16 protein-coding genes are annotated in these 18,671 nt (G+C 61.0%); 6 read left to right on the plus strand and 10 right to left on the minus strand.

The features are described 5' to 3' along the window. Positions 1-69: 69 nt before the first annotated feature. From Q1A52_RS10380 to Q1A52_RS10390, 3 genes are all read right to left on the minus strand, one after another. On the minus strand, positions 70-2,115 hold the full coding sequence (locus Q1A52_RS10380) for an EAL domain-containing protein (RefSeq protein WP_300014485.1): 2,046 nt from the start codon (positions 2,113-2,115) through the stop codon (positions 70-72). A 109-nt stretch (positions 2,116-2,224) separates the two neighbouring features. Continuing rightward, the gene (locus Q1A52_RS10385; RefSeq protein WP_299776937.1) at positions 2,225-2,578 is read right to left on the minus strand and encodes an antibiotic biosynthesis monooxygenase; all 354 of its coding nucleotides are present in this window, start codon (positions 2,576-2,578) and stop codon (positions 2,225-2,227) included. After that, positions 2,575-2,898 (minus strand): NIPSNAP family protein, encoded by a 324-nt coding sequence (locus Q1A52_RS10390; protein WP_300014488.1) that lies wholly within the window; start codon positions 2,896-2,898, stop codon positions 2,575-2,577. Before Q1A52_RS10390 ends, Q1A52_RS10385 begins: the two co-directional genes overlap by 4 nt. 72 nt (positions 2,899-2,970) lie before the next feature. Between Q1A52_RS10390 and Q1A52_RS10395 the strand changes: the two genes are divergently transcribed. Continuing rightward, positions 2,971-3,660 (plus strand): helix-turn-helix transcriptional regulator, encoded by a 690-nt coding sequence (locus tag Q1A52_RS10395; protein WP_300014491.1) that lies wholly within the window; start codon positions 2,971-2,973, stop codon positions 3,658-3,660. Positions 3,661-4,205: 545 nt separating this feature from the next. Here Q1A52_RS10395 and Q1A52_RS10400 read toward each other — a convergent pair. The 5 genes from Q1A52_RS10400 to Q1A52_RS10420 all read right to left on the minus strand — a co-directional run bounded on the left by Q1A52_RS10400 (position 4,206) and on the right by Q1A52_RS10420 (position 9,621). Then, positions 4,206-4,937 carry an alpha/beta fold hydrolase gene (locus tag Q1A52_RS10400; RefSeq protein ID WP_300014494.1) on the minus strand — a complete coding sequence of 244 codons (732 nt, stop codon included), beginning with the start codon at positions 4,935-4,937 and terminating at the stop codon, positions 4,206-4,208. Next, positions 4,934-6,475, minus strand: a complete 1,542-nt coding sequence (locus tag Q1A52_RS10405) for an ABC transporter permease subunit (protein ID WP_300014497.1) — start codon at positions 6,473-6,475, stop codon at positions 4,934-4,936. Before Q1A52_RS10405 ends, Q1A52_RS10400 begins: the two co-directional genes overlap by 4 nt. Then, complete coding sequence (locus Q1A52_RS10410) at positions 6,472-7,527, minus strand: glycine betaine/L-proline ABC transporter ATP-binding protein (protein WP_299776927.1); 1,056 nt, start codon at positions 7,525-7,527, stop codon at positions 6,472-6,474. Before Q1A52_RS10410 ends, Q1A52_RS10405 begins: the two co-directional genes overlap by 4 nt. 95 nt (positions 7,528-7,622) lie before the next feature. Beyond that, positions 7,623-8,582, minus strand: coding sequence for a glycine betaine ABC transporter substrate-binding protein (locus tag Q1A52_RS10415; protein WP_300014500.1), 960 nt, complete (start codon positions 8,580-8,582; stop codon positions 7,623-7,625). 31 nt (positions 8,583-8,613) lie between these two features. Continuing rightward, on the minus strand, positions 8,614-9,621 hold the full coding sequence (locus Q1A52_RS10420) for a D-cysteine desulfhydrase (RefSeq protein ID WP_300014971.1): 1,008 nt from the start codon (positions 9,619-9,621) through the stop codon (positions 8,614-8,616). Between the two features lie 332 nt (positions 9,622-9,953). Between Q1A52_RS10420 and Q1A52_RS10425 the strand changes: the two genes are divergently transcribed. From Q1A52_RS10425 to Q1A52_RS10445, 5 genes are all read left to right on the plus strand, one after another. Next, a complete protein-coding gene (locus Q1A52_RS10425; protein WP_300014503.1) occupies positions 9,954-10,178 on the plus strand; it encodes a hypothetical protein in 225 nt (74 codons plus the stop codon). A gap of 611 nt (positions 10,179-10,789) precedes the next feature. Then, positions 10,790-11,791, plus strand: coding sequence for a tRNA dihydrouridine(20/20a) synthase DusA (dusA, locus tag Q1A52_RS10430; RefSeq protein ID WP_300014506.1), 1,002 nt, complete (start codon positions 10,790-10,792; stop codon positions 11,789-11,791). Positions 11,792-11,808: 17 nt separating this feature from the next. Next, the gene (locus Q1A52_RS10435; RefSeq protein ID WP_300014509.1) at positions 11,809-12,633 is read left to right on the plus strand and encodes a sulfite exporter TauE/SafE family protein; all 825 of its coding nucleotides are present in this window, start codon (positions 11,809-11,811) and stop codon (positions 12,631-12,633) included. After that, entirely contained in the window at positions 12,627-13,415 is a 789-nt protein-coding gene (locus tag Q1A52_RS10440; RefSeq protein ID WP_300014512.1) for a hypothetical protein, read from the plus strand. Before Q1A52_RS10435 ends, Q1A52_RS10440 begins: the two co-directional genes overlap by 7 nt. Positions 13,416-13,538: 123 nt before the next feature. Continuing rightward, complete coding sequence (locus Q1A52_RS10445; protein ID WP_300014515.1) at positions 13,539-14,324, plus strand: inositol monophosphatase family protein; 786 nt, start codon at positions 13,539-13,541, stop codon at positions 14,322-14,324. On the opposite strand, the gene Q1A52_RS10450 is transcribed toward Q1A52_RS10445, so the two are convergent. Both Q1A52_RS10450 and putA read right to left on the minus strand, forming a co-directional pair. Further along, complete coding sequence (locus Q1A52_RS10450; RefSeq protein ID WP_300014518.1) at positions 14,325-15,095, minus strand: rhomboid family intramembrane serine protease; 771 nt, start codon at positions 15,093-15,095, stop codon at positions 14,325-14,327. 69 nt (positions 15,096-15,164) lie between these two features. Then, a complete protein-coding gene (gene putA / locus Q1A52_RS10455) occupies positions 15,165-18,590 on the minus strand; it encodes a bifunctional proline dehydrogenase/L-glutamate gamma-semialdehyde dehydrogenase PutA (protein WP_300014521.1) in 3,426 nt (1,141 codons plus the stop codon). Positions 18,591-18,671 lie beyond the last annotated feature (81 nt).

The raw sequence follows: 18,671 nt of genomic DNA on the forward strand, positions 1-18,671 counted from the left end.
GGATAGAGGAGCATCAGACAATGGCAAATGGGGAGAGGGGGAAAACGGCGCCGCGCCGCGGCGTTTTCGTCAGGAGGCTTTGCTGTCGGAGCTGCTGTCGAATATCTTGAGCATCTCTTCGCGGTTCATCGGGCGGCCAAAGTAAAAGCCCTGAACGGAATCGCAGCGTTCCGACCGCAGGAAAGTCAACTCATCCTCAATCTCGACGCCCTCGGCCAGAACCGGGATTTTAAGCGCGGCACCCAATAGAAGGGTCGAGCGCACGATGGCGGCACGCTGCTGATCCAGGTGCACATTCTGGACAAAGCTGCGATCAATCTTGATCTTGTCGAAAGGGAAGGTCTGCAAGGTTGCGAGCGAGGAGTAGCCAGTGCCAAAGTCGTCCATCGCAATGCGAATGCCCATTTCCTTGAGGCCATGCATCACTCTTAGCGTATGGGCCTGATCGTCGATGATGCTGGCTTCGGTCACCTCCAGTTCCAGCCGTTCCGGTGGCAGGCGGCTCTCGAACAGGATGTCAGACACATGTTCCAGGAAGGAGGGTTGTACCAGTTGCTGTGGGGCCACGTTGACGGCGATGCTGTAGGGCTTCGGCCACTGCGATGCCTCGAAACACGCCGTCCGCAAAACCCAGAGCCCGATCTCGCGGATCAGGCCAGTCTCTTCCGCGATGGGAATGAATTCACCGGGCGAAACACGCCCCTTTGTCGGGTGGTTCCAGCGCAACAAGACCTCGAAGCCGACAGGTGCCAAGGACTGAATGTCATTTTGCAGCTGGTAGGCCAGTTCGAACTCACCGTTGGCACATGCCTGACGTAAATCACTGATCATGACCTTCTTTTCACGGCTCTGCTGGTCCATTTCCGCGTTGTAGTGGCAAATATGGCGCTCGGGCTCCATCTTGGCGCGGTACATGGCAAGATCGGACTTATGCAGCAGGTCATGGAGCTCCCGACCGTCTTCGATGGTCGAGGCAATGCCGATGGAGGCACCGATCATAACAGAGGCCTGATCGATGTTGATCGGTTCGACCACCAGGGCATGCAGTCTTTCGGCAAAGGCGGTCACCTGATCAAGGCGGCGAAAGCCGCGCTTGAGGGCCACGAATTCATCGCCTCCTGCGCGGGCCACGAACTCATCCGACTGAAGCGCCTGCGACAGGCGTTTTCCCACCGTTGACAGGACGGTGTCGCCCGCTGCGTGGCCATAGACGTCGTTCACCTCCTTGAAGAGGTTCAGGTCAATGGTCAGAACGGCGGCGCGTTCCGTCTCGTTCTGATCCATTCGCGCGGAAAACTGGGTCATCTTCTGGTTCAGATGCATGCGGTTCGGCAGGCCGGTGAGCGGGTCATGCAGAGCCGCGCGTTGCAACTGATCGCGCGCTTCATCTTCGATGTTGGTTTCAATGCTGACCGAGGCGAAACCAACCAGCAAGACCACGGCCATTACCCCCATGATGATGATCCCCAGTGTTTCATCCGAAACGACCTGCGGTGGGACCTGATAAAGAGGGCTCAATTCGATGGTGATAGCACTCATGCCCGTGAAATGCATGGCGCAGATCGCGAGGACCATCAGCAGAGAGCCCCCAAGCCAGCAATACCGTGTCACCGGAAAAACCACGCGGTGATAGGCGCCTGAACCCAGCACCGCGCCAAGCAGGACCGAAACCGCAACAGTGGACTGTTGCCAGATGATCGATCCCGGCAAGAGATAAGCGGACATCCCGATGTAATGCATCGCTGACACGGTGAGACCAAAGACGGCACCGGCGATCAGTGTGTAGATCCCCTTGGGCGCGTAGGCGAGAATGCCATTTGCGACCAGCAGCCCGAGTACAGCCACCAGCAACGACAGCCCGGTTGCGACCGGTTCGTAGCCATGTTCGTACCCCGGATCATAGGCCAGCATTGCGATGAAATGTGTCGACCAGATTGTCGAGCCGGCAATCAGGCTGCTGAGCGCCAGCTGCACCGCCTTACGTGGCCCTTGGGAGTGGATCAGCCGCCGCGCCAGCAAGATAGACAGGCAACTGCCGATGACGCAAATGAATGCGGCAAGCGCAACCAACCCGTGGTTATGTTCCTGAGTAAGGCATTCAATAAAGCGGTTCATCGTCGTCCTGGCGCTCGCCGAAGCATGGATGCGACGGGATCACACGGAACCGGTAAACACATTGATACGATAGCGGAAAATAAGCCGGAGCATTTAGTTCATATTGCGTCTAATTCCGCGTGTCGTGGTGCAGCTTGCTGTCTTCGGGCGCCTCGGCCCGGTCTTCCATGCCATAGTCGCGGATGACACTGGCAATGCGCAAACGGTAGCCGTCGAAGATGCCGTCGCGACCCGCGCTTTGCGCCGCGCGATGCGCGCTCAGCCTGCGCCAGCGGGCAATGGCGTCTTCGTCCTCAAAGAAGGACAGCGACAGGATTTTCTTTGGATCGGTCAGGCTTTGGAATCGCTCCACGGAGATAAATCCTTCGACCTCATCGATCATCGGACGCATTTTCGCCGCGATATCCAGGTAGTCTTCCTTGCGCCCGTCGGCGGGTTCCACTTCGAAAATAACGGCAATCACGTGGGCTCTCCATGTGGCGCTGAGGCCAGTGTCAAAAAGGTTCGGTCTTCACGCAGCAGGAATTTTTCCGACTGGGCAAAGGCGTAGTTCTCGCGGCCCAGTGGATCGTCCGCAAGCCGCGCGCGATACTCCTCATAGGCGGCAAGGCTGGGGATGTTGTAAAGGCCATAAGCCAGGGTTGATGATCCTTCATGTGGCGCAAAATATCCAATCAGATCGGCGCCACAGCGCGGGATCGCCTGGCCCCAGTTGCGCGCGTATCTGACAAAATGGTCACGTTTGGTTGGGTCAATCTGATAGCGGATGATACAGGTCAGCATGTCAATCTCCTTTGATGCACATCTGTGTCATACAGAATTGATTTTCGCAGATGGTTCGATTAGGGTCGAACTATGAAAGAAGGACCAGATATCGCCCGTGTGGCCGCGCTGATCGGAGATCCGGCGCGCGCCAATATGCTGACCGCGCTGATGGTCGGCAAGGCGTTGACGGCCACGGAACTGGCGGCGGAGGCGGGCGTCACCAGCCAGACGGCCAGCACGCATCTGGCCAAGCTGGACGGCGGCAACCTGCTGCGCGTGCGTAAACAGGGTCGGCATAAGTATTTCTCGCTGGCGACGGATGATGTCGCCGCGGTTCTGGAAGGGTTGATGGGGCTCGCGGCCAAGAGCGGCCATTTGCGCACCCGCACCGGACCCCGAGATGCATCGCTGCGCAAGGCGCGGGTCTGTTACAATCATCTTGCCGGTGACATGGGCATTCGGATGTTCGACAGCTTTCACGGGCGTGGGTTTCTGGTGCTGGAGCGCGAGGCATTGCGGCTCACCTCCGAGGGCGCGGAGTTCGTGGCAGGGTTCGGGATTGATCTGGACAAGCTGGCCGCGCAGAAATCGCCGTTATGCAAAGAGTGTCTGGATTGGAGCGCGCGGCGCTCTCACCTTGCGGGCAGCCTGGGGCGGGCATTGCTGTCGCGGATTGAAGCCCTGGGCTGGGCCAAACGGGATCCGGACAGTCGCGCGGTGATCTTCACGCAGCGGGGAGAGGCCGCCTTTGCAAGGCAACTCGCGGTTGCCACGGTTTGATCTCTCGGCCTGTGTTTCGACGCGGCAAGCTTGCACGGTCTGCGCTACAGGGGCGTTGGCCTGCCAGATGAATGGAGCATGTCGGCGACCACCCCGCAGACGAAAATGACCTCTTTTCGCGCACATAGGCTCTCTGTTGCGCCGATGATGAATTGGGCAGTTTCTCTATTTTTTTCAAAGTATTAGAACGCTGTGTGCAGAGTGTTTTCATGCTTTGCTCGCACCGTGTCTGTTTTTCGCCTGGTTGCCTACATAATCACTGAAGCTTTTGAGTGTTTCATCCAAATGAACTGAGCTTATGCCACGCTGTCTCCGAGGTCTGCCCTGAGTCCAAAACGGACTTGCGTTAAGTGCGCTGCAAGCGGTGTTATGCAGGGCATGCTTCTGTCCCGGGGTTATGTGCCGCTTTGTCGGTGGAGACCGCAGCGATTAAAATGACCAATAGGGATGCAAGCGTCGGCCGTGCGCTTTTGCACCCCGGGCTGCTTTTCCTCGACACAGGAAAAGAACGGCGTTCCACAGTAGCGGGCGCAGATTTGTTGCGGTCACTCACCTTCCCTGGCGAGGAAACCGCCAACAAGCAAGTTGAACACCTCCGGCATTTCAAGGTGTACCGCGTGCGCACAGTTCGGCACGACGGCGAGGTTCGATCGAGGGATCGTCTCCCAAAGCTGGTGCGCTTGTTGCCATTGATAGGTGCGGTCCCCGTCTCCCCACAGGACAAGCGTTTCGGGGGTGATGGAGGGCAAGAAATCATCCCCCCGCCACGCTTGCATGGCATCCAGACCCGCCTGAATGGCGTCTGGAGAGGCGTTTTCGGCAATGGCGGCGCAGCTTTCAAAGGCGGGGTCCTGTTGGTGTTCGAGAAACCATGTTGCCGCGATCCGACGCGCGGTGGCCTGCGCGCCATCCGCCAGCGCACGGGCTTTGCTTTGTTCGATTGTTTCAAAACGGCCCGGCAAGACACCAATGGCGCCCGTGCCATACAGAACAAGGCGATCGATATTGTCCTGATCCCTGCGCGTCATTTCCTGTACGATCATGCCGCCCATGGAATGGCCCAGCAGGTGATATCGTTTGATGCCGTTGCGCCGAAGTTCGCCAATCACCCAATCAGCAAAGGCGGGAATGGAGTGAAGGACCGGCAGATGCCGGTTCGCACCAAATCCGGGCAGGTCAGGTGCGAAGACGTTGTAGCGGTCCCCGAAATGAGCCGCCTGCGCGTCCCACTGTGTGCTGCCGCCCATGAACCCATGGACCAGCACCAGCGTTTTCACTTGCGTTGGCCCTGCACAATCCGGTCAAGGATCATGGCGCAGAACAGGATGGCAAACCCGGCCAGGATGCCCTGTCCGACGTTGGCATACTGCAGCGCCTCAAGCACATCCTCGCCCAGGCCCTTGGCCCCGATGAGCGATGCGACGACAACCATGGCGAGCGATAACATGATGGTCTGGTTGACCCCGGCCCGGATCGACGGGCCCGCCAGGGGCAAGTCGACGCGGCTCAGCAGGTACCACTTGTTCGCACCAAACGAGATTGCGGCTTCGCGCACGCTTTCAGGGACACCCCGCAGGCCCAGAACGGTCAGGCGCACCACAGGTGTGCCGCCGAAAATCATCGTCACAATAACGGCCGCGGGCTTGCCAACCCCAAAGAACGCAATAACCGGGACCATGAAGACAAAAGCGGGCATGGTTTGCATAAAGTCCATAATGGGTTGGATGAAGGCGTAAAACCGTGGCCGGTGCGCGGCGAACATCCCCAGCGGAATGCCGATCACGATCGACAGACACGCCGCAGTACCAAGAAGGGCCAGCGTGGTCATTGCGGCCTCCCAAAAGCCCAGGAGGCCCATATACGCCAAGAAGGCACCGGAATAGATCGCAGTGCGGATGCCGGCCGTCAGCCACGTCAACAGCACAATGAGGCTTGCGATCACGATCCAAGGGGTTTGCACCAATATCACTTCAAGCGCGTCAAGAATGGAGCGGATACCTATGGTCAGCCCATCAAAGAACGCCTCGCTGTTGCGCACGCAGAACGCGATCAGTTCCTCGACCCACGCAATGCCCGTGCGGCGGATGTCAGGATCGGTCGGGAATTCGCTGAGAACGGTGTACCGCCCCGGAAAACTGTAGTGGACCATTGCCACGACCACGATAACCACCATAAAGGCCGCGCTGAAAACGATCTGATCCACCGGCAGACCGGAGCGTATGGTACGGTCCGACAGCCATTCGGAAAACCGCGTTTCAAGCGCCCAGTTGGCCGTCACCGCCTGCACGGCCTTGACGAGGGCCAGGATCACAATGCCCGTCAGCACAATGCTCGGACCTTGCTGGGCCAACGCCTCGGCTTCGGCGCGTATGCCGCCGATATTGGCCTCAAGCCCGTCGACTGCGCGCTGAAAGGCGTCCACCCTGTCCGATCCGCTCTCGATGGCGGCAGCCAGTTGTTGGCGACGCAGATCCAGCGTGCCTTCGATTGATGCGATGCGCGCCATGGCGTCTGAAGCCAGGTCGCCAAACAGGCCCCGTGCAATCTGAACGAATGCGATGGCCTCGATGACCAAAAAGACCAGGGCCCAAGACCACAATCCTCGCGCGCCAAACCAAATGGGACCAAAAAGCCCCGCCATGGTGTTGAACGTCGGCGTAAAGCGGGCAGAGGCGCCGACCTTATCGAAGTTTGCGATGTAATAGTCCGGACTGGTGCGCACGAAGGTGCGGATGTTTTCCTTGCGCCCTTCAGCGTAAGCAACGGCCGCTGCACTTTCTGTGTCTTCCAGCGGATTGACCTCTTCGTCTCTCATGACATTTCCGTCCCTTCGACTACGGTGCGCAAAAGATCAGCCCGTGTAATGACACCGACATCGGCGCCATCGTGCTTTACCAAAATTGGTTTGTCGTCATTTATGGCCAGCGTAATGAGGTTGCTGAGGGTTTCGGTGCCCGCCACACCGGGCGCATCCGATGGCACTGTGCCGCCCTTGGATTTAAAGGCATCCAGCGGCTGCATGACAGCATCTGCATGCACCACCTTGAGCCGCGATATCCCCGCCACAAAGTCGGCCACGTAGTCGTCTGCCGGGTGCATCACAATGTCCTCGGCTGTGCCCATCTGTACCATCTTACCGTCCCGCATGATCGCAATGCGGTCGCCGATGCGCACTGCTTCATCAAGGTCATGGGTGATGAACACAGTTGTTTTCTTGAGGATCTTGGACAGGCGAATGAATTCATCCTGCAACTGCCGTCGGATCAGCGGATCAAGCGCCGAAAAAGGCTCGTCCATAAGCAAAACATCAGGGTTTGCGGCCAGAGCACGCGCCAGCCCAACCCTTTGTTGCATCCCGCCTGACAGCTCGTGGGCGAATTTGGCGCCCCATGCGCCAAGCTCAACGATATCAAGGATCGCTGCGGCCTGACGCATCCGCTCGTTCTTGGCGATCTGCCGGATTTCAAGCGGCATGGCCACATTGTCCAGCACAGACCTGTGCGGCATCAGCGCGAAGTTCTGGAACACCATCCCGATCTTCTGATTGCGGAACTGTTGAAGCTCGCGTGGACCCAAAGCCATGACATCGGTACCCTGGATCTCGATCTTTCCGGCCGTTGGCTCCAACAAGCGGTTGAAGTGCCGGACAAGTGTGGATTTTCCGCTGCCTGACAGGCCCATGATGCAAAAAATCTCACCACGGTTCACAGACAGACTGACATCAGCCACACCTACGACTGCGTTGAATTCCTTCAAGACTTCCGGCTTGGTAAGCCCCCGATCACGGATCGCCTTCAGCGCTTCCTCGGGACGGGCGCCGAAAATCTTCCAGACGTTTGAAATCTCAATGACTGTTTCGTGGTTCATACCGGATAACGCTCCATCGCCGCAGTCGGTGCCCTTGTTGGGGGGCAGGTCGCGCGGGGACCCCCGCGCGCACCGTTTTCAAATAGGGGTTCGGATCACAGACCCAACCAGGCGTCGACACGCTCGGGGTTGGCTTCAACCCACTCACGCGCAACGTCAGCAGGATCACGGCCTTTGCCGCTGATCTCAAAGGCAAAGCTGCTGACATCATCGGCGGTCAGTGCAAAGTTGCTGAAGAAATCAGCGATGGCTGGCGACCGCTCCGGCAGGGTGTTGGACCATGCGATCTGGACTTCTTTCAACGCGTCCTTGGTGGCCACGTTGGATTTTTCAAACCAGTCCGCATCGTCGGACGGCTGAACCATCACGTATTTGGCCGGATCGAATGTCGGCTCGGTCAGCATTTCCACGTCAAACATGAACCAGACGGCATGGGGCTTGTAGCAATAAAAGGCATAGCCTTCGCCCTTGGCGATGGAGTCCTTGATGCGCGCTGTCTTCACACTTTCTTCGGCGCGGATGGGCTCGATAAAGTCCATCAGACCGTAGTCTCGGGTCTTGACCTCGTTCACGTTCGCAGAGGCCCAGCCCGGCGCACCGATCCACATCTCGCCTTTGCCGTTGCCGTCGCTGTCCATCAATGCAGCAACGTCGGGGCGTCCCAGATCGGTAATATCGGAAATGTCGTTGGCTGCAGCAAAATCCTTGGAGACGCAGAAGCCCTGATTGCCCTCATAGGGGTTGGACGACATCGTCACGGTGCCTGCCTCATCCACGTATTTCTTGGTAAAGCTTTCCTGGTTCGGCAGCCAGACATCGGGGTGTACATCGATGTCGCCCTTGCCCTGGTCCATGGCCTGGAAAATCGTGGCGTTGTTGCCGGGCACATATTCGACGGTGCCGCCGATGCGCATCTCAACAACGGCTCCCAACAGGTGGGCTATGGCTTGCGCGCCTGTCCAGGTCGGGACGCCGATCTTGACGCTTTCAGCGAATGCTGGCGTGCACAGTGCGCTGATCAGAGCAGCTGACAGTACGTTGGATTTGAGTGACATAAGTGGTCTCCTTGTTGGTCTTTTTTGGTTTTTAGTCTTTGTAGCCGGGCAAACCGAACGTATCGGGATACCCAAATAATGCAGCGCTTCCGCCGGTGTGCAAGAAAACAACATTGTCCATACCGTCGAAATATCCCTTGCGGATTTGGTCGATCAGACCATCCAGCCCTTTTCCGGAATAGACCGGATCAAACAACAGGCCTTCGGTTTGCGCCAGTAACTTCAGCGCGGCAATCATACCATCCGTCGGCAGACCATATCCCGGCCCTACGTAATCGCAATTGGCCCGCACGGCGCTGCGCTGAATTATCTGGCCTGTTCCAAGATGGTTGGCTGTTTTCTGAGCAAGATCAAACACCATCTGCTCCTGCTTTTCCTGAGGCGCGCGCACGCCGATTCCCAGCAGATGTATATCACTCTGGATCGCGGCCAGCCCGGCCACTAGGCCTGCCTGTGTGCCGGAACTGCCAGTGGCGTGCACCAGGGCGTCTATACGTAACCCTGTGCCCGCGGCCTGTTCGGCTAGTTCACGTGCGCAATTCACATAGCCCAACGCCCCGATGGCGTTCGATCCACCGCCCGGAATAACATAGGGCGTCCTGCCCTCAGCCAGCAGCGTCTCGGCCAGGGTCTGCATTTCGGCGTTCATGTCAGTGCCGCCGCCGCGTTTGGAAATGGTCGCACCGTGCAGTTGGTCGAGCAGGACATTGCCGTTCAGAATGTAGCTCGGGTCATTTGACCCGGTGCGGTCTTCCAGCAGGATGTGACACTCCATGCCCAGCTTGGCCGCAGCGGCCGTTGTCTGGCGTGCATGGTTGGATTGCGTTGCCCCTTGCGTGATGATTGTATCGGCACCATGCTTTTGCGCATCCGCCATCAGGTATTCCAGCTTGCGGGTCTTGTTGCCGCCAGATGAAAGCCCGGTGCAATCATCTCTTTTAACCCACAGGCGCGGTCCACCCAGTTTCTCACTCAGCCGGTCCATCGGCTCAAGAGGTGTTGGAAAATGCCCCAGGCGCACTTTGGGAAACCTGGCCATCGCAATCGCAAGTTCCTTGCAAAGGCTTGTCGTCAATTCTGGAAAGACCCGCGCCTTTTGCTCAATCGTCTGATCGGTTTCAGTCACGCTCGTTCTCCTGCTCAAACAGTTAAGACAGAGGATCACCAATAGACTGACCCAAAAATAATGCTTTTTTCTTGGCCTGCCCATACATAGGCTTTGGGCAAGGGGCCGCACGCGATGGATGCACAAGGGTCTGACGACGCTCTGGTGCTGTTGGGAGAGCGCAGTCTGACCCGTGCTGCCGCACGCCGGAACAATACTCAGCCGGTGTTTTCAAGGCGCATTCGCAGTCTTGAGGGTGGCTCGGCGTGAATGTCTTGGGTCGGGTAAGCAACCGCATCGACATCGGTTGCGTTCTGATATCGAACGAGGCCGACATCTGCGCTTTCGTCACCCGCATTCGCGCGCTGCGCACAGAAACTGCGCATTTTAATCCGGCCAGTTCCACCATTTCCATCGCCGCGCAGCACGCACCGATATTTTCGATTTTTCAGGTGGGGCGCTGCACGCAAAACCCGGTCTGCCAGCGCTGAAGTTTCGCATGCGCGCAGGCAATTTAAGCGACTGTGCCTCGATGTTCTTGTGCGGCGATACGTCCTTGTTGCGGTGCCAGACGTCAGAAGCTCAGGGATCTTTGCGTTTCAGTTGACGGTCAATGCGGACAAGAGCGTGTTGAGCGCAGAGGTAAAGGGTCCGGTTTCAAGGGAACGTTCGCAAGAGCCGGGCGCAATAGACCCAGTTACACAAACCGAAATGCCATTTGCCGAGGACGTCAGAGGCCGCAAGCAACCACACATGCGCTTGCATGCCTTTCGTGATCTCGCCCACATCGGCTATGTGAAGGTCGACGAAGCTGCTAAAGGTTTTGAGGCGGAAGACCTGTTCGGTGCCAACCCTTGATCCACCCGGGTCTCCGCTTGGCGGGCCCGGCAATGGGGGTTGTCGCACCTGAGGAAGGTCTCGCTCGCGTAGCACCCCTTTCGCCTGATCTGGACCCGGTAGACACCGGAAGGGAGTTTTGTGATGAAAGCCATTTTTGTGTGTGCCGTGTGTGCAATGAATCGTCGCAGACGGGTAAATTCGAGGGTATTGGGGCGTATTCCAGCATAGCAGCATCCGCCGCCAACAGTTTGAAAGTACAAAGATGGAAATAAATCAACACACTAGGCTGTCGATTGCCCCCATGATGGATTGGACGGATCGGCACTGTCGCTATCTGCACCGCCTGTTGAGTACGCATACACTGCTCTATACGGAAATGGTGACGTCCGCGGCACTCGTGCGCGGGCAGGCGTTGCACCTGTTGGAGTATTCGCAAGCCGAACACCCGGTGGCGCTGCAGCTTGGTGGGTCTGATCCGAAGGAATTGGCCATTGCGGCGCGGTTGGGGGCCGAGGCTGGTTATTGTGAGATCAACCTGAATGTCGGCTGCCCGTCGGATCGGGTCCAGTCTGGCTGTTTCGGGGCGGTGCTGATGGAACAACCGGCGCTGGTGGCGAAGTGCTTTGCCGCCATGCAGCAGGCTGTGTCTGTCCCGGTGACGGTGAAATGCCGGATTGGGGTCGATGATCAGATACCCGAGGAGGTGTTGCCCGAATTCCTTGCGCGCATTGTCGGCGCGGGCTGCGAGCGGGTCAGCATTCACGCCCGCAAGGCCTGGCTGCAGGGGCTCAGCCCCAAGGAAAACCGGGACATCCCACCGCTTGACTACGACCTGGTGATGCAGGTGAAAGGGCTGTTCCCGAACCTGCACATCTCGATCAACGGCGGTATCACCTCGCTTGACCAGGCAGAAGCGTTTCTGGAGGCGGGGCTGGACGGTGTGATGATCGGGCGCGCGGCCTATCATGACCCGGCTGCGATTCTCTGCGCGGCCGATCCGCGCATCTTTGGCACCGGCACGGTCACCCGACCCGAGGACGCGGTCACCCAGATGCTGCCCTACATCGAGGCGCATCTGACAACGGGCGGCAAGCTGGGGCAGATCACGCGGCACATGCTGGGGCTCTTCACCGGACGGCCCGGCGCGCGGATGTGGCGGCGCGTCCTGTCGGAAGGCGCGCATCGCCCCGGTGCGGGACCGGAATTGGTACTTGAGGCATTGCGCCAGATTGAGGCCCGCGACGGCTTGCAACAGACCGGCTGATCGCGCAGAACACCCCGATGCAAGACCCCATCCTTCTGCTCCAGATGCTTGTGCTGCTCCTCGTGATCGGCGCCTTTGCCGGTGTGCTCGCAGGCCTGTTGGGCGTGGGTGGCGGCATCGTGCTTGTGCCTGCGTTTTTCTATGCGTTCCAGACGCTTGGCTATGCAGGGCCGGAGCTGATGCAGCTCTGCGTGGCCACGTCGCTGTCGACGATACTGGTCACCTCCACCCGCTCGGTGCTGAGCCACAACAAGAAAGGTGCTGTGGATTGGACGATCCTGCGGGCCTGGGCACCGGGCATCATGCTGGGCGCGCTGATCGGGATGCTGATCGTGGCGCAGCTGCGCACGGTTGCTCTGCAGTTCATCTTTGGCGCGCTGGCGATGACGGTGGGTCTTTACATGGCCTTCGGGCGGTCGGAGTGGCGGTTGGGTACCGCGATGCCAAGCGGTTTGCTGCGACTGCTCTTGTCGCCCTTTGTCGGCTTTCTCTCCGTCCTGATGGGCGTGGGCGGCGGCAGTTTCGGCGTGCCGCTGATGAGCCTGTTCGCCGTACCGATTCACCGGGCCGTGGCCACGGCTGCCGGATTTGGCCTGCTGATTGCCATTCCTTCTGTCGCAGGCTTTCTGCTGTTGCCGATGACGGCGGAGACGCGGCCCCCCGCGACGCTGGGGTCGATCAACCTGATCGCCTTTGGCGTCACCATTTCGATGACCCTGCTGACAGCTCCTCTGGGCGCACGTCTTGCCCATGCGCTCGATCCCAAACCGCTCCGGCGCGTCTTTGCGGTATTTCTGTTGCTGGTGGCCGCGAACATGATCCGCAAGGCCGCCGGATGGTAGAGGATTTTTTCACCAAGGGGTGGGCGGTCTTCCCGCCCGAACCTGTTGTGGAAGCCTGGGCGCGCCATGCGGCCGTCCACGCGAAAAAGGCTGTTCAGAGCCCTGAAAACAGACATCTATTGCAGTGCGAAGATACGTGGTTTGTCGGGCTGGATGCCTTGCCAAATGATACCGTGGGTCGTGTCGCCGGAGGTGCCCCGCTGAGCGGTGCGGCGGTCGATTTCGCAACGGCGCATTGCGGCGGCTGGCCTGCGCTGCACCGGGCGCAGCTCTCGGTGACTTACCCCGGCTACCCACGTCCCCGTGAAGGCGAGAGCGATGCGGGTTTTCACTACAGGCGCGACCGGGATGCCGCTCATGTGGACGGGATCATCGGTGTGGGAACCCCCAAGCGCCGTTTTGTGCAGGAACCCCACGGTTTTGTTCTGGGCGTGCCCCTCACGCAGGCGGATCCTGAGGCCGCGCCGCTGGTGGTCTGGGAAGGCAGTCATCACATCATGAAAGCCGCCCTGCGGCAGGCCATGCAGGGGCAGGGTGGCGGTCCCTTGTCCGAGGTCGATGTCACCGAGGTATATCAATCCGCCCGGCGGGAGATCTTTGCCACCTGTCCGCGCGTTGCGCTGCCGGGGCCGGTCGGATCGGTCAGCCTGTTGCACCGGATGACCCTGCACGGCGTTGCGCCGTGGGCCAAAGGCGCCGTTGCGGCCCCCGAGGGTCGGATGATCGCCTATTTCCGCCCGGAACTCGCGGGCGGCGTCGCGGCGTGGCTGACGGACCCCTGACATATATCACGCCGTTGCACCTGCTGCATCGCTGCCATGTGCGCACATCTTCCGACCCCCCTTGGCAAGGCCGCGCCCAGCACTTATACGCGCAGCCTGATCCCCCCTCAGGAGCCCCGCAAAATGGTTGGCAGCGCAAATCTTAACATCATGATCAAAGCCGCCCGCCGTGCCGGGCGTTCGCTGGTCAAGGACTTCCGCGAAGTGGAGAACCTGCAGGTTTCCATGAAGGGGGCAGGCGACTTCGTCAGCCGGGCGGATATCAACGCCGAAAAGATCATCAAGGAAGACCTGATGGGCGCCCGCCCGACTTATGGCTGGCTGGGCGAAGAGGGGGGCGGCGAAGAGGGGCAGGACCCCACGCGACGCTGGATCGTCGATCCGCTGGATGGCACCACCAACTTCCTGCACGGCCTGCCGCATTGGGCGGTCTCCATTGCGTTGGAGCACAAGGGCCAGATCGTCGCCGGTGTGGTTTTTGACCCGGCCAAGGACGAGATGTTTTTTGCCGAAAAGGGCACCGGCGCCTGGATGAACGAAAGCCGCCTGCGTGTCTCGGGCCGCATCAAGATGATCGAGGGGCTGTTCTCAACCGGGTTGCCCTTTGGCGGTCGGTCCGATCTGCCCGATACACTGAAAGAGATGGCGCGGGTTGCCCCGGCCTGTTCCGGTGTGCGGCGCTGGGGGGCGGCAGCGCTTGATCTCGCCTATGTGGCGGCGGGTCGTTATGACGGTTACTGGGAACGGCGGCTCAACCCGTGGGACATCGCGGCGGGGCTTGTGATCGTGCGCGAGGCCGGGGGGTTGGCAGAACCGATCGATCCGGCAGGCAATATCGTCGAGGACGGCAGCATCATCTGCGCCAATGAGGCGCTCTTTTCACCGCTGGCGAAACTGGTGCGCGGCTGATCAGGTCCAGGGGCCTCTGCCTTTGGGGCGGCGTCTGCTGATTTTCGGAACGCTGCTTCTGGCCACCCTATAGCGCGCCTCGGGGTGTGGCGGATGGCCATCGGTCCGGGTCCAGAACGCAGGCCCACCCCGCCGCATCCAGACCGGCACCGCCAGCACCAGCCCGGCAACAAAGCCCCCGGCATGCGCCCAATAGGCGACACCGCCCGCCGACGGGTCCGCGCCAACGCCGCCGACAAACTGCAGCGCAAACCAGACCGCCAGCATGATCCACGCGGGGATCGGGAAGATGCGGAAAAACACGATGAAGATGATCAGGATGTCCACCTTGGCTTTTGGGAAAAGCAGCAGGTAGCCGCCCATGACCCCGGCGATGGCACCGGAGGCCCCGACCATGGGCACGGTCGATCCGGGTGCGGAAAGATACTGCATCCACCCGGCGGCGATACCGGCGGCGGCGTAGAAGAGCAGGTACCCCAGGTGCCCCATCTCATCCTCGATATTGTCGCCGAAGATGTATAAAAACAGCATGTTACCCGCCAGATGCATCCAGCCGCCGTGCAGGAACATCGATGAGACGAGAGTATAGCTGCCCTGTCCGGCCTCCAGCCGCGCGGGGATCAGCGCCCAATCGAGCCAGAAGGCGTTGATCAGGCGCACGTCCTGCATGATCCCTACGTAGCTGAGGAAAATGCCGATATTGGCCGCCATCAGGATGTAGGTGACATAGGGCGTACGGCCGGAGGGGTTGTGATCACGGATCGGAAACATGGCCCCACGCTGGGCGATCCACCGGGTGAGGTCAAGGCACCCCGACGCGCAGGGCGCCGGGAGGCCGGATCAGGTGGAAGCGCCCAGCAGTGCCGCGTTGCCGCCCGAGGCGGTGGTATCCACGCAGACATGACGTTCCGCGCGCACGCGGGCGGTGTCGGGGCGGCCAGGGATCAGGGGGATGATCGGGCCACTGCGTCGCGACAGCGCGATCTCGATGGCGCGCCCGGTCTCGGCATCCCCCCACCAGAGCACGCCGCCATAGGCGGCCCCGTCCACCAGCGCATCCACGTCCAGCGTGCCGGTTGCCATGACGGCGGCACCACCAAGCGCTTCGACGGCGCGGGCCTGTGCTGCTGCCACCTCCGCGCCCGGACCCGCGCAGAGCAGGGCGGCGCGGGGCAGGGTGCTGAGCCGGTTGGATTCGCCCGTCGGCCCCGGCAGGCTTTGCGCCGTCTGTGGCATCGGTCGGGCCGCGCGCAGCGCAGGCAGTTGCGCCATGGCACTGTCCCACGCCGTGTCACGCGTTTCGCGGTCCGGGGCGGAGAAGCGCGGCAGATAGTTGGGACCGCCCGCCTTGGGTCCGGTGCCGGAGAGGCCTTCACCGCCAAAGGGCTGGCTGCCGACAATCGCGCCGATCTGGTTGCGGTTCACATAGATGTTGCCCGCCTCGATCCGTTCGGAGATATGCTGTACACGGTCATCGATCCGCGTGTGCAGACCGAAGGTCAGCCCGTATCCGGTGTGGTTGATGGCATCGATCACCGCGTCAAGCTCTTGCGATTTGAACGTGGCCAGATGCAGCACCGGGCCAAAGATTTCCCGCTCCAACGCATCGATCCCGGGCACCCGGATCAGGGTCGGCGCAATGAAGGTGCCGTGATCCGGCGTAGCAAGCTCGGCCATGACGCGGCCCTCTGCGCGGGCGGCGGCGACGTGATCGGCGATCCCCTTGCGCGCGGCCTCATCAATCACCGGCCCCACGTCGGTGGCAAGGTCCCATGGCGCGCCCAGCCTTAGCGCCTGCATCGCCCCGATCAGCATCTTCGTGAAGTCTTCGGCAATATCCTCCTGCACGTAAAGGCAGCGCAGGGCAGAGCAGCGCTGGCCCGCGGATTGAAAGGCGCTTTCGATGATCGATTGCACGGCCTGTTCGGGCAGAGCGGTGCTGTCCACGATCATCGCGTTCAACCCGCCGGTTTCCGCGATCAGCGGGGTGCCGGGCGCGCAGTTTTCCGCCATGGCGGTGCGGATGCGCAGGGCCGTGGCGGTCGACCCGGTGAAGGCCACGCCGCCCACGCGCGCGTCCGAGGTCAGCAGGGCGCCGATGTCGCCGCCGCCGGGCAGCAGTTGCAACGCGCTGCGCGGCACACCGGCCTCATGCAGAATCGAGACGGCCAGATAGGCGGCCAGCGGGGTTTGCTCCGCCGGTTTGGCCAGCACCGCATTGCCCGCCGCCAGTGCCGCCGTTACCTGACCGCAGAAGATGGCAAAGGGAAAGTTCCATGGTGAGATGCAGGTGAAGATGCCCGCCGGGGGCGTGTTTGTCGCCTGCGCCGCGTAGTAGCGCAGGAAATCGACCGCCTCGCGCAGCTCCGCCACGCAATCGGGCAGGCCTTTACCCGCCTCCCGGGCCAGCAGGGCGAAGATCTCGCCAAAGCGGTCCTCCATCATCCCGGCGGCTTTCTGCAGCACCGCGCGGCGTTCAGCGAGGGGCGCGGACCAGGGTGCGGCGGCGTCGAATGCCGTCGCAACATCGGCAGCGATGGCATTCTGGACGGTTCCCGGGACGTCGTCGGGATTGGCGGGATTGGTCACGGGCGCGGTCGTGCCCTCCGGGTCCACATCACCGGCCAGCAGCGGCGCCGCCGTCCACGCCTGCGCGGCAAAAGGCGCGCGCGCGGCTTCGATCGCTTCCAGCGTCTGGGTATGCGCGAGATCGAAGCCCCGCGCATTTCCCCGCAGCGGCAGGAACAGCGCGGGCCCTTTCGCGATGTCCGGCGCAGGTCCCGTGGCCAAAAGCTCAAAGGGATCGGCGGCGACCACTTCGGGCGGCACATCCTCATCCACGATCTGGTTCACGAAACTGGAATTGGCCCCGTTTTCCAGCAAGCGCCGCACCAGATAGGCCAGCAAATCGCGGTGCGCGCCCACCGGCGCATAGATGCGGCAGCGGGTTTTGTTCTGCGCCATCACCAGCCCGTGCAGGGTCTCGCCCATGCCGTGCAGGCGCTGGAATTCGAAGGTTTCAGGATCATCCGCCATGTGCAGGATCGCCGCCACCGTATGCGCATTATGGGTGGCGAACTGCGGGTAGATCCGGTCGGTCATGCCCAGCAGCGTCTTGGCGTTGCAGATGTAGGAGACATCGGTGGCGGCTTTCTGCGTGAACACCGGGAAGCCATCGATGCCTTCGACCTGCGCGCGTTTGATTTCTGTGTCCCAATAGGCGCCCTTGACCAGCCGCACCATGATCTTGCGGTCGTGACGGACGGCCATGTCATAGAGCGCCTGCACCACGGTGCCCGCGCGTGGGCCGTAGGCCTGCACCACGATACCAAAGCCGTCCCAACCGGCAAGCGCGGGTTCCCCCATCACCCGGTCGATCACCTCCAATGACAGCGCCAAGCGGTCCGCCTCTTCGGCGTCCACGTTCAGCCCCATGCCCGCGGATTTCGCCAGCAGCGCCAGTGCGCGCAGACGCGGCACCAGATCGGTCATCACCGCCTCTTCCTGCGCCACCTCATAGCGCGGATGCAGGGCGGAGAGCTTGACCGAAATGCCGGGGTTCTTGCGGATGTCATCCGACGTGCAGGCGGTCGCAATGGCGGAGATCGCGCGCGAATAGCTCAGGTGGTAGCGTTTTGCATCGGCCTCCGTCCGGGCAGCCTCTCCAAGCATGTCGTAGGAATAGGTGAACCCCTTTTTCTCCATGTTTGCAGCGCGTTCCATGGCGTTGTTGATGTCCTCACCCAGCACGAATTGTCGCCCCATTTCCTTCATCGCCCGGCTGACGGCGGTGCGGATCACCGGCTCGCCCAACCGCTTGATGGCGGCCCGCAGGTGACGCACCGGCCCGGGCTGTTCGTCATCCAGCACACGACCGGTCAGCATCAGCGCCCAGGTCGAGGCATTCACGAGGCTGGAGGTGGAATGGCCCAGATGGCGGCCCCAGTCGGAGGGGGCGATTTTGTCTTCTATCAGCGCATCAATCGTATCGGCATCGGGCACGCGCAGCAGGGCCTCGGCCAGACACATGAGGGCCACGCCTTCATCGGTCGACAGGCCGTATTCGGCAAGGAAAACCTCCATCATCCCGGGGGCGCTGGTGCCGCGGATGTCGCGCACCAGCTGCGCCGCGCCCGCACTGATTTCGGCACGGGCGGTGGCGGTCAGATCGGCGGCTGCAATGAGATCGGGCAGCACAGTGTCTGGATCGGCATAGGTGCCTGCGTCGATCAGGTGGCGCAGGGAAGGGGATACATCTCGGGCCATTTGGCATCTCCGGTGAAGGTTTGGCCTAGTATACCCGTAATTCAGAAGCCATACTGACTGAAGATCTTATTCCTGGAGGGC

It is taken from the genome of uncultured Roseobacter sp., assembly GCF_947488185.1.
GTDB lineage: Bacteria > Pseudomonadota > Alphaproteobacteria > Rhodobacterales > Rhodobacteraceae > Roseobacter.

Coding starts and splice junctions, on each gene's coding strand:
- Q1A52_RS10380 (WP_300014485.1), bottom strand. CDS start 2,115: ATGAACCGCTTTATTGAATGCCTTACTCAGGAACATAACCACGGGTTG.
- Q1A52_RS10390 (WP_300014488.1), bottom strand. CDS start 2,898: ATGCTGACCTGTATCATCCGCTATCAGATTGACCCAACCAAACGTGAC.
- Q1A52_RS10395 (WP_300014491.1), top strand. CDS start 2,971: ATGAAAGAAGGACCAGATATCGCCCGTGTGGCCGCGCTGATCGGAGAT.
- Q1A52_RS10405 (WP_300014497.1), bottom strand. CDS start 6,475: ATGAGAGACGAAGAGGTCAATCCGCTGGAAGACACAGAAAGTGCAGCG.
- Q1A52_RS10410 (WP_299776927.1), bottom strand. CDS start 7,527: ATGAACCACGAAACAGTCATTGAGATTTCAAACGTCTGGAAGATTTTC.
- Q1A52_RS10415 (WP_300014500.1), bottom strand. CDS start 8,582: ATGTCACTCAAATCCAACGTACTGTCAGCTGCTCTGATCAGCGCACTG.
- Q1A52_RS10420 (WP_300014971.1), bottom strand. CDS start 9,621: ATGGCCAGGTTTCCCAAAGTGCGCCTGGGGCATTTTCCAACACCTCTT.
- dusA (WP_300014506.1), top strand. CDS start 10,790: ATGGAAATAAATCAACACACTAGGCTGTCGATTGCCCCCATGATGGAT.
- Q1A52_RS10435 (WP_300014509.1), top strand. CDS start 11,809: ATGCAAGACCCCATCCTTCTGCTCCAGATGCTTGTGCTGCTCCTCGTG.
- Q1A52_RS10440 (WP_300014512.1), top strand. CDS start 12,627: ATGGTAGAGGATTTTTTCACCAAGGGGTGGGCGGTCTTCCCGCCCGAA.
- Q1A52_RS10445 (WP_300014515.1), top strand. CDS start 13,539: ATGGTTGGCAGCGCAAATCTTAACATCATGATCAAAGCCGCCCGCCGT.
- Q1A52_RS10450 (WP_300014518.1), bottom strand. CDS start 15,095: ATGTTTCCGATCCGTGATCACAACCCCTCCGGCCGTACGCCCTATGTC.
- putA (WP_300014521.1), bottom strand. CDS start 18,590: ATGGCCCGAGATGTATCCCCTTCCCTGCGCCACCTGATCGACGCAGGC.